The 10,958-nt window shown below is 55.5% G+C and carries 10 protein-coding genes; 7 read left to right on the top strand and 3 right to left on the bottom strand.

The features are described 5' to 3' along the window. Positions 1-39: 39 nt before the first annotated feature. The 7 genes from dltA (at position 40) to BHK98_RS08960 (ending at position 6,489) form a co-directional block, all read left to right on the top strand. Positions 40-1,611 carry a D-alanine--poly(phosphoribitol) ligase subunit DltA gene (gene dltA, locus BHK98_RS08985; RefSeq protein WP_075713544.1) on the top strand — a complete coding sequence of 524 codons (1,572 nt, stop codon included), beginning with the start codon at positions 40-42 and terminating at the stop codon, positions 1,609-1,611. Position 1,612: 1 nt separating this feature from the next. Beyond that, positions 1,613-2,785, top strand: a complete 1,173-nt coding sequence (gene dltB / locus BHK98_RS08980) for a D-alanyl-lipoteichoic acid biosynthesis protein DltB (protein ID WP_075713542.1) — start codon at positions 1,613-1,615, stop codon at positions 2,783-2,785. Between the two features lie 100 nt (positions 2,786-2,885). Beyond that, positions 2,886-3,125 carry a D-alanine--poly(phosphoribitol) ligase subunit 2 gene (gene dltC, locus BHK98_RS08975; protein ID WP_075713540.1) on the top strand — a complete coding sequence of 80 codons (240 nt, stop codon included), beginning with the start codon at positions 2,886-2,888 and terminating at the stop codon, positions 3,123-3,125. Positions 3,126-3,150: 25 nt separating this feature from the next. Further along, positions 3,151-4,338 carry a D-alanyl-lipoteichoic acid biosynthesis protein DltD gene (gene dltD / locus BHK98_RS08970; protein WP_075713538.1) on the top strand — a complete coding sequence of 396 codons (1,188 nt, stop codon included), beginning with the start codon at positions 3,151-3,153 and terminating at the stop codon, positions 4,336-4,338. Then, a complete protein-coding gene (locus BHK98_RS13545; RefSeq protein ID WP_158024485.1) occupies positions 4,304-4,471 on the top strand; it encodes a hypothetical protein in 168 nt (55 codons plus the stop codon). Before dltD ends, BHK98_RS13545 begins: the two co-directional genes overlap by 35 nt. Before the next feature lie 18 nt (positions 4,472-4,489). Then, positions 4,490-5,167 carry a response regulator transcription factor gene (locus tag BHK98_RS08965; protein ID WP_075713536.1) on the top strand — a complete coding sequence of 226 codons (678 nt, stop codon included), beginning with the start codon at positions 4,490-4,492 and terminating at the stop codon, positions 5,165-5,167. Beyond that, positions 5,164-6,489, top strand: a complete 1,326-nt coding sequence (locus BHK98_RS08960; RefSeq protein ID WP_075713534.1) for a sensor histidine kinase — start codon at positions 5,164-5,166, stop codon at positions 6,487-6,489. Before BHK98_RS08965 ends, BHK98_RS08960 begins: the two co-directional genes overlap by 4 nt. A gap of 92 nt (positions 6,490-6,581) precedes the next feature. Here BHK98_RS08960 and BHK98_RS08955 read toward each other — a convergent pair whose 3' ends face one another. From BHK98_RS08955 to BHK98_RS08945, 3 genes are all read right to left on the bottom strand, one after another. Further along, entirely contained in the window at positions 6,582-8,105 is a 1,524-nt protein-coding gene (locus tag BHK98_RS08955; protein ID WP_075713532.1) for an ASKHA domain-containing protein, read from the bottom strand. Between the two features lie 11 nt (positions 8,106-8,116). Further along, a complete protein-coding gene (locus tag BHK98_RS08950) occupies positions 8,117-8,608 on the bottom strand; it encodes a hypothetical protein (RefSeq protein WP_075713530.1) in 492 nt (163 codons plus the stop codon). A 284-nt stretch (positions 8,609-8,892) separates the two neighbouring features. Next, on the bottom strand, positions 8,893-10,953 hold the full coding sequence (locus BHK98_RS08945) for a hypothetical protein (RefSeq protein WP_075713528.1): 2,061 nt from the start codon (positions 10,951-10,953) through the stop codon (positions 8,893-8,895). Positions 10,954-10,958 lie beyond the last annotated feature (5 nt).

The following is a 10,958-nucleotide window of genomic DNA, read 5'->3' as shown; positions in this document are numbered from 1 at the left end:
AAGGTTATCAGGGTAGAATAGCAGAAAGGGATTTGGGAGATGGATATTCTGAAAAGCATCGCGCGCAACGCCGCCGCGGAGGGAAACCGCGTCGCGTTCACTTCACGCGCGGGAAGTCTTACTTATGCGCAGCTATGGGAAAAATCCGGCCGCCTCGCCGGCAGAATCGACGCACAGATGGGAGACAACCGGGATCCGGTCATCGTCTACGGACATAAAGACCCGATGATGCTCATCTGTTTTCTGGCGTGCGTCAGAAGCGGGCGGGCGTACTGTCCGATGGATACCAATATGCCGGAGGACCGTCTGACATCCGTCGCGAGGGAGATCGGCGATCCGCTGATTCTCGTCGCGCATCCGGAGGACTGCGGGCTCCCGGAGACGGAGTACAAAGTAATCTCCTACGATGGGCTGCGCCGCATCACGGAAACGTCCGGAGAAGCCGGACAGTCCGCACCGGAGACTGCTCTCCGCGGCTGCAGCGGCGAAGACGTTTTCTACATCATATTTACCTCGGGCAGCACCGGAAAACCCAAGGGGGTTCAGATCACCGCCGATAATCTGAACGGCTATCTGGAATGGGCCGTGGATCTGGCGGGAGGCATTCAGCGCGGCCGCGTGTTCCTGAACCAGGCCCCCTACTCCTTTGATTTATCGGTCATGGACCTGTATCTGAGCCTGGCCACCTGCGGCAAAATCGTCTCAATCGACCGCGAGCTGCAGAACGATATTCCGAAGATGACAGACTTTCTCAGTCTTCAGCATATTGAATACTGGGTCTCCACCCCCTCCTTTGCGGAGCTGTGTATGGGAGAGCCTTCCTTTAGCGCAGACAGGATCCCGTCAATCCGGGCATTCCTGTTCTGCGGGGAGGTATTGACCAATGAGACCGCCCGGCGTCTGATGGAACGTTTCCCGGACGCAAAGGTCGTTAACACTTACGGACCTACGGAAACCACAGTGTGCGTGACGCAGGTCCGGATTACCGGCGCCATGGCGGCCTCGGACAGCCCGCTTCCCGTGGGCAGACCGGGCCCCATGACCAGAATAGAAACCGATCCTGAAACAAACGAGATCATCATCACCGGAAACACCGTGAGCCCCGGCTATTACAAAGACCCCGGACGTACGGCCAGGGTTTTTTCCGAATGTGAAACCAATGCCGGCGGTTCCTGCGGTCTCAGCGGCGCGAGTGCAGACGGTTCCGACGATTTCTGCGGCCCCTGCCGCTCCTATCGCACAGGGGACAAAGGCTACCTGGACGAGACCGGCATGCTCTACTGTGAGGGCCGTCTCGATCACCAGATCAAGCTCCACGGCTACCGGATGGAACTGGAGGACATCGAGGCCAATCTGGAAAAACTTCCCGGAGTCTCCAGAGCCGTGGTCGCACCGTCCCGCAGCGGAAGCAGAATCGATTTTCTGACCGCCTTCATTATCCGCGACGGCAACGGCATCACCGACGATTACGCGGGACGCAAGGCTGTACGCTCCGGGCTCAGAGAACTCGTCCCCGCCTACATGGTGCCGAAGAAGATCCGCTTTGTAGAAAAGTTCCCGATGACCGGAAACGGCAAGCTGGACCGAAAGCAGCTGGAGGCGATGTCGTAAAATGCAGATGTTCGCCGATCACAGCTTCTTCGCGTGGCTGATAGTGATGACGATCCCGGCTTTCATTCTGGGCGTCTTTGAAAAACCGATTAAATACTACGGCATGTTCGCCTCTCTGGTGTTCCTCTGGCTGGCGCTGGGGCACAACACCGTCGCGCTGACATACCTGATCGTTTTCTGCCTGCTGGAGTATACCATCATACAGATCTATCTGCAGCTCCGGCTCGGCGGAAACAGAAGCAAAGTCCTGTACTGGCTGTTCCTGCTGCTGAGCATCGCGCCGCTGGCGACCTACAAGGTGCTGGCGCTGACGGGAAATCCCTGGCACATCTTCGGATTTCTGGGAATCTCCTACATGACCTTCAAGGTCGCACAGATGATCATCGAGATCTACGACGGAATCATCAGGAAAGTCAGCCCCTTTGAATACGCGTACCTGCTTTTGTTCTTCCCGACCATCACCTCCGGCCCCATCGACCGGAGCCGCCGGTTCAGCAAGGACCTGAACAGGAAAATCACGCGGTCGGAATACCTGGAGCTGGCGGGAACAGGACTTTACAAAATCCTGCTGGGCATGGTGTACAAAACCGTGATCGCCTCGGTGCTGTACTTCCTGATGAAGCAGTACGGCATGGAGAAGGACATGACCGGCGTGCTGATCTACTATTACACCTACGGCTTCTACCTGTTCTTCGATTTCGCGGGATACAGTCTGATGGCTGTGGGCGCAGGATATCTGTTCGGAATCAAGGTCCCGGACAACTTCAACCGGCCGTTCATCAGCCGCGATATCAACGACTTCTGGAACCGCTGGCACATCACGCTGTCTCACTGGCTGAGAGATTACGTGTTCTCGCGCGTCACGATGTCGCTGATGCGTACCGGACTGCGAAAGCGCCGGCTGACCATCGCCTCCATCGCGTTCATGACGAACATGCTGCTGATGGGATTCTGGCACGGTCTGACATCGTACTATATTCTGTACGGACTGTATCACGGCGTGCTGCTCACACTGTTCGAGATCATCCGGACCAGGTCCGGTCTGTATCGCAAATACAGCAAGAAAAAATGGTTCATCATAATCGAATGGGCGCTCACCCTCCATCTGGTTCTGTTCGGCTTCTTCATCTTCTCAGGGAGACTGAACGTGCTGATGCACTGGAGGGCGTGGTGACGACCGGCGACTTCATGAACAGACACCGATTACACAGCGATTATATTGCGATTTACATAAATGAAAAACTATCACTCAACACACGAAAGGGGAAACTGAAATGGAAGAGAAAGTACTGAAGATACTGGAAAACATCTGCGGAGACGAGGTTGTCTCGGAGGAACCGGATATCAATCTGGTGGAGGAGCATCTGATGGAGTCCTTCGACTACATCACACTGCTGATGGATCTTCAGGATCAGCTGGGGGTGATCATCTCTCCGACCGAATACACACGGGAGGAGATGGACACGCCGAACAAGATTATCGCGATCGTGAAGCAGAAGCTGGAAGAGGCGTGACCGAATCCACAGGGGGATATTGGAGATGAATAAACTGAAATCCTTCGGCGCGGCGCTGGTGCTTCTGCTCGTGTTCGTACTGATCGTGAACGGTCTTTTTGAACGCGGTTCTCTGAAGATGGACAACCGGGACTTCGGGTTCTGGTTCAACGCGTACAAAGACATGTCCTACGCCGCGCTGTCGGAAAACATGGAAAAAGACACTGTTCTGCTGCTGGGCTCCTCGGAGTTCCGGCACGGCAGAAAGACCGCGTATTACCCGCGGAATATGTTCCGAAAGAGTAATCTCAAGCTCGTGTCCGTCGGCGGACCGTGGAACCAGACGCTCTTTCACACCATCGCGCTGGGTTCTCTGGAGAAAAAGCTGAAAAGCCGCAAGGTGATTCTGCTGGTTTCTCCCACCTGGTTCAAGACCGACGGCGTGGATTCCAACGGCTACGCCTTCCGATTCTCAGAGACGGAATACATCCGCTTCATGGAGAACAAAGATATTCCCGCTGATGTGAAGAAGTACGTGGCGGACCGGACGGAGAGCCTTCTCCGTCCCAGTCTGGACAAATACACACAGGTGAAGCTCATCAACCGGAGCCTGCTGTACAACAGCCGGGATCCTGTGACCCGTACTTTGTTCCTGATGGAGAAGCGCAAGGCCGACCGCAGAGACTACGCCGCCGTGAGCATGGCGATGAAGGCGATGAAGCTGGATGTCCCCGCCTCCGGCGCCGCGGGAGCCGAGCCGCCGCATGAGCCCATGCCCTCCAATGACTGGGGCGGAATCATGACAAACGCCATCAGCGCCAGCGGCCGGAAGTCCAGCAATCCGTTCTATATGTCGGACAGAAGCTGGAAACAGAAATACCGGAAGATCTACCGCTCCGGGCGCAGCAAATTCGACCGGAAGACGGATGTGAACTCCCCTGAGTTCGGGGATTACGAGGCTTTCCTGAAAATCTGCAGGGCGAACCGCATTGACGCCAAAATAATCGTTTTACCGGTGAACGGAAGATGGTATGATTATATCGGAACGACCAGAGCGATCCGGAAGCAGACCACGGACAAAATCATCCGGCTCGGAAAGCAGTACGGAGTGGAAACCTCCGATTTATCGAAATTCGACTATGAAAACTTTGTGACCAGGGATGCGCAGCACCCCTGGAACGTAGGATGGGTACTGATTGATGAACAGATTTATAACTTCTGTAAAGAAAATTAAAACATCCCGGGTGTTCCGGATATTCTTCACGAAGCAGACGTTAATCTTCTTCGTGCTGATGGCTGTGCTGTACCTGTTTTCGCTGTTCGGCGGAATGTTCTCCAGCCCGGCGTTCACCTACGCGGACTTTTAAGGCAGTGAGGGGACGGCTTTGAGACTGTTAATCGTTGAAGATGAAAAAGAACTGGCGGACGGACTCGCCCTGCTGTTTGAACGCAGCGGATATACGGTAAACATCTGCTATGACGGCCTCAGCGGACTCGACGAGATCCTGAGCGGCGTTTACGACCTCGTCGTTCTGGATATCATGCTGCCCGGAAAGGACGGAATTTCTGTGCTGAAAACCGCCCGCGAGCAGGGCTGCCGGACGCAGGTGATCATGCTGACCGCGAAGTCGGAGACGATGGACAAGGTGCAGGGTCTCGACTGCGGCGCGGATGACTATATCACAAAGCCTTTCGACGCGGCGGAGCTGCTGGCCCGTGTCAGAGCGCGGATCCGCGGCGGAGACTACAGTGAATCGGAGGAGCTTTCCTTCGGAGACATTTCCCTGAGCCGGGCGCGCCAGGAGATGTCGTGCCGGGACCGGAAGGTCAAGCTCGGGCACAAAGAATACGAGCTGATGGAATATCTGCTGGTCAACGGGGGACATATCCTGACAAAGGATATGCTGATTTCCCGGGTCTGGGATCCTGAGGAGGAGCCGGAGTACAATCATCTGGAAGTGTATATTTCCTTCCTCCGGAAGAAGCTCCGTTTCATTCAGGCCGGAGTTTCCATCGTAACGACAAAGAACGTGGGGTATTCCCTGGAGGAGCCGGCGCGATGATTAAAGAGCTGCGAAAAAAATTTGTTATCGTGACGATGCTGCTGTTCGCGATCGTATTCACCGCTCTGTTTGCGGTGTACTGCATCTCCGACTATTACTGGAACAAGTACGATACTTTGTACACCCTCGGAGAAATCGCGGAAAGCGACTCCTTCCAGGAGAAGCTGGACGATTCCGATATCGAGACCAGCGGGACCAATCCCATCTACGCCGTCACCGTGAAATCAGACGGGACCATCCTGCGTATCCAGTCCAGCAACGGAAAATATGAAAAGGCCGACATCGCGAAAATAGTCAGGGGCATCAGCGCGCAGGACGACGACTCCTACCAGTGGCAGGATTACCTGTATTACAGCGCCAGCAACAAAGACGGGTCCAGCTATATCGTCTTCCAGGACGCCTCCATGCAGTCCTCAGACTTTCGGCGGATGTTCAAGAGGATCTTCTTCCTGCTGGGCGGACTGCTCCTGCTGCTGGGCGTCAGTCTCTACCTTTCCAGGTTCGTGACCCGGCCCGCCGAGGAAATGCTGCGGCGTGAGAAGCAGTTCATCTCCGACGCCAGCCACGACCTGAAAACGCCGGTCGCCGCCATCCGCATCAATGCACAGGTCCTGGCGGATCAGGAATCGGCCGGGGACGCGCCGGTCACCGCGATGAACATCGGGCAGCCGCAGAACACAGAATCGACCGGCGGAGACATGCCGAACGCTGAATCGGCCGGGGACGCGAAAACCCCGAACCGGCTCTCTGCGGACAGTGACCGCGAGAGCAGCCGCCAGCTTGTCAGTAACATCCTGACCGAAGCAGAACGGATGAGCCGACTGATTTCAGAGCTGCTTTCCTTCTCCTACATAGAAGAAAAAACGCTGCACATGGATCAGACGGTGTTCTCCCTGTCGGAGGGATGCGAGGAAGTCGCACTGTCCATGGAAAGCACGGCCTTCGAGAAGAACATTTCTCTCACCTACGACATTGGGGAGAACATCAATTACTGTGGCGACGGCGACGCCCTCCGCCGGGTATGCGCCATTCTCCTGGACAACGCGATAGAACATACGCCGGAAAACGGGGACATTCAGATGACGCTGCGTGAACAGGGCAAACACCCCGTCATCACAGTCGTCAACACCGGCAGCTCAATCCCGAAGGCGGACCTTCCGCATATCTTTGAGCGCTTCTACCGCGTGGAAAAAGAGCGGAACGGAAAAACCGGACACTTCGGTCTCGGGCTCTCCATCGCCAAAACCATTGTCGAAGCCCATCACGGAACAATTACGGCGAAAAATGACCCCGGCCTGATCACCTTCACCGTCCGCCTGTGAAAACAGTCCGTGCGGGGAGTATACGAATTGCTTCCCGCTCCGGCATAATCGGCGAAAGCCGCCGCGGCAGCCGGCGCAGACCGAACCGCGCCTCAGAAATTCATATTTTCAATGTAGAGATCATAAAACAGTGACGACCCGGCCAGCTCAACGTGCTCCGCAGATGCGGCGATGCGCTCGGCCCGGGCTTTTTCTTTGTCGCCGAACAAAGCCAGGCTGGCACCGACGCCTGCGGCGTTTCCCACCGCGATGATGCGGTCGGGCGAAATGTCGGGCAGCAGTCCGATGTTCACGGCGGCCTCCTTCCGGATATAGTTCCCGAAAGCTCCGGCAAGATAAAGATGGTCCGCCTCCGCGGCCGTATGCCCGGATTTCTTCAGCAGCGCCAGAATCCCGGAAACGATGGCGCTCTTTGCGAGCTGCACCTCCCGGATGTCGCTCTGCCGCAGCAGGATTTCCGCTGAATTTCCTTCCGGATCCGGCTCCCGGAGAACGAAGCACGCCTCTTCATCCCGGAGAACAAGCCGCCGCGCCAGCAGCGGAGAAACCCCCGCAGACAAAGCCTCATCCTCAGTCAGGATTCTCCCTGTACGATCCATGAGCCCCGCAGAAAGCATGACAGAAACAGCGTCGATCAGACCGGAGCCGCAGATTCCCGCGGGCGAAACGTCTCCGATTACCTTCAGCTCAATGTCCGCGCCGCTTTCGCAAAGACTGACTCCCTCTACGGCTCCTTCCGTTGCCCGCATTCCCTGGCGGATCGCAGCACCCTCAAAGGCCGGACCGGCCGCCGTAGAACATACCAGAATCCGTCCGTTCTCCGCAACTGCGACCTCTCCGTTCGTACCGATATCCACGAACACATCCAGGCTGTCTTTGTTCCCCAGATCCAGGGACATCAATCCCGCCGTGATATCCGAGCCCACATGACCCGCGATTCCCGGCAGAAGATAAAACGCCGTCTCCGCCGGAACCCGCAGCCCCAGCGCTGCCGCGCTCTCCCGAACCGCACCCCTGAACGCCGGGCGGAACGGACTTGCCGCAAGCCCCTCCGGATCCTCGCCCAGAAGCAGATGACTCATCGTAGTGTTTCCAACCGCCGTAATCTCCGCGATTTCAGTTTTGCGAACCGGCAGCTTTTCCAGAAATCCGTCCAGAATCTCGTTCATGCAGTCAATCACCAGCTGACGCATCTCCTCCAGGTTTTCCTCCTCCCGCACAGAGTAACCGATGCGGCTGATGACATCTCCGCCGTGAACCACCTGAGGATTGCGGGCGGCGTCGGTTGCCAGGAGTTCCCGTTTCGCGAGGTCCCAGCAGAGTCCCACCACCGTCGTCGTTCCGATATCAAAGGCGACGCCGTATCCGCTTCCCGGTCGGTCGCCGGACTCTGAGGCACCGGTTTCCGGACGGTTTGCGAAACTGCTCCCGGGCGCCGGACTGCCGTTCCCGTCCGCAGGCTCATTGTCTGCAGTGCTGTCATCGACCGCCGACCGGAAGCCCTCCGGCATGTACGTCAGTTCACTTTTCCGGCTTCTGAGCTCCTTCAGGAGCCTCTCTCCCCTGCATTTGCCGCAGGCTTCGCAGTTGCCGTCACATTTTCTGAAATCCGCCATGCGCCGTCACCTCACCGTTCTGTATTTTGTTCCAGCATAAACCCCGCGCAGAAGCAGGCGATGACCAGCACATAGTCGGAGAAGCTCAGATTCTGCGCCTCACGGGAGGACATGACAGCCTTGAATACGCCGTTGATTCCGAAGCGCTGCTCCCTTACCAGATGAAACAGCCGGTCCCCGCTGTCCGCAAAAAAACCCCGGACTGCCTTCTCCGCATCCATATATGCCGAGGTCTGCAGCCGGGTCATAAAAATATCAAAATAGTTGAACGCCTTCACGCTTCCGCCGTCGTCCAGCCGGTAATCGTAATTGTGATAGCGCCCGGAATTGTTGAACCGCCGCGTCCGGGCGTAGTCCACACCCATATCGCAGGCCTCCTTCGCGATCTCCGAAGTACGTCCCTCCGCCGCGAAGTCTCCCTTTATCTCGCGGATCAGAGAGTTCACCAGCTCCTCCCGATCCGGAGCGGAACCGCTATTCTTCAGCTTCATTTCTTCTTCCATGCTGTCCTTCTTTCCCGTTTCACTGTCGTTTCACATGCTTTATTAATGCGTGCTCAGTCATCAAATATCTCTGAAATACCAATACTGCAGAGAGTATATTCGTGGCCTGCCGGCGCACACCGTCATCGGATTGTGCGCCGCGGCGCTGCTGATAAACTGCCGTCAGCGCCCATTAAGCCCGACGTGGACTTAATGGGCAGACACTTATTACAAATGAAATTGTAACGCATATGGCGGAACTTTTCAATGCGGAGGTTACGGTGATAATGTTCTGACAGCTTCGATTATTTCACCTGCTTTACAGCGGAGCAGACCCCAACATAACGGATGCCCTTATGCATCCTGTACGGGCGCACGGCGACATAGCATCGTCCGGAACTTTTCGGCCTGCTGATTACCTGTCTCGTATGGCGATTTCCCCGTAGAGTTTTCACCCTGGCTTTTTTCATGGATTTGCTCGCAGAGCAGAACACCTGATATCCGCTGGCATTCTGCTGCCGCCTGATCCTGACATAAATTCTCGCCCTGCCTTTTCTCCGAGCAGAAAGCTTTGTCTTTCCAACAAAATAATGCGCTGTTTTGGACCACCCACTGCGCACCCAGACTGTGACCGGAGAAGCGGAGGCCTCTCCTGAAGTTCCGGATGCCGCGTCGGGCTCGTTTCTGACCCGACGGAAGGTCTCTATACGGATATCGTAAAGTCCTTTTTTCTTCAGTTTGCCGATCTTTACTCCGGTCTTTCCCTCGCTCCATACGGTCTTCCATTTTCCGGATCCCGCCTCGCGCCAGGCAATACGGTAATTTGTCGCACCTTTAACTTTTTTCCAGCTGAGTTCCGTACTCTTCCCAATGATCCGGCTCTCTAGATCTGCAATGCTGACCCTGTCCACAGAAGAGCTGATGCCTGCCCGATCTGCCTCTTCATCCGTCGGTGTGATCGAGTCGCTGCCCTCGCCGTCTTCAGAGGCTTTCCCGGGGTCTGTTTTTCCGTCTTCTGACGACTTCTCGTCACCGGAACCAGCTTTATTCTGACCGAAATAACCGCAGTTGTCCAGCATAAGTTCTGCCTTCTCGTAGCCCTGCAGCGTCATATTATCATACAGATAACAGATATACTGATCGGACCAGCTGATCTTGTAGCCGTCTTCCACTGAGCCATCGGCTCCTGCCAGAAACAACTCGTTGTTGTTCGGCGCCTTGTCGCCCTCCATGTTTGTCAGGTCTGTCAGATAATTTTTCCTGCCGATGGTAACGATATTCCACATATGCGGTCCGGAGACAGCGCCACTGACCATGTCACCGGTAACGGAATTGCAGACGATAGTTTTGTCCGTGAAATCCGTCAGATCACAAAGGTACTGAAAAGCCTTGGAGTACCCTTCACAGACCACGTTAGTGCTGCTGTCACCGTCAAAGACATAAATCACTTGCCAGGGATCGCCATAGATGGCATCCTCCTCGTACTTCAGCACGGCATCGTAATTGTAATCCACCAGCGACAGAATTTCGTCACGGTACGCCTTAAGTTTTTCAATGTCTGAAAGATCTTTATATTTCGCAACGATCTCTTTCGCATTTCCCGCTGCAGTCTGGGCGGCCTGCGTTTTCTCTGTATTCACCTCGCAGCCCGAGCCGTAAGCCCTGGCGACTGTCAGTGCGAATGTCGCACAGGCATTGTCTTCAAATACCACAAAGCCTTGTTTACCGTTATTGAACGCAGCTATTTTCGGTGCTTTGAAGATTACGCCTTCCGTCTTGTCATACCAGTAGAGCTCATAAGGAAAATCCCCCAGGATCGCGGTCAGCACCGTGTACAGGTTTACTGTAAATTGCGCATTCACCGCCTGCCGTGCGGCTTCGCTGACTTTTCCCGGTTTCTCTGCATCGAAAATCGTATCCAGACCGAGATCCGCTGCGGAGTACCGGCTCTGTATCCCCAGATCTGAAAGAGGAATCGACACGATCGTAGAGGACACCTCTCCTGCCGCAACCTTCCGGATTCGTTCCTTCAGTTTATTATAGACGATGCGTTCTTGCCCTGTAAGTCTGCTCCCGCGTGTTATCCGGCGATTATTGTCGTCATCGTCAAGCCCCATCTGCTGCTTCATGTATCCGGTAAGAAGCTCATCACTGTCTGCCAGACGACTGCTCTTCGCTCTCTGCGCAGGCAAATCTGTAACAGAGGCCGGATCTACCTGCTTGGGGAAATCTCCCTTTGTGGAGGCGGCAGACGCAGTGGCTGCCGACGTTGCCGCCATGGCCTGTGCCGGCAGCATTATGCCTGACACCACGAGAGCGATGGTGATCGCGCCAGTCATAAATTGTTTCAATATTTTATTTTTCATTCTCT

It is taken from the genome of Hornefia porci, assembly GCF_001940235.1.
GTDB lineage: Bacteria > Bacillota > Clostridia > Peptostreptococcales > Anaerovoracaceae > Aminicella > Aminicella porci.
This window is presented reverse-complemented; position numbering and strand designations above follow the sequence as displayed.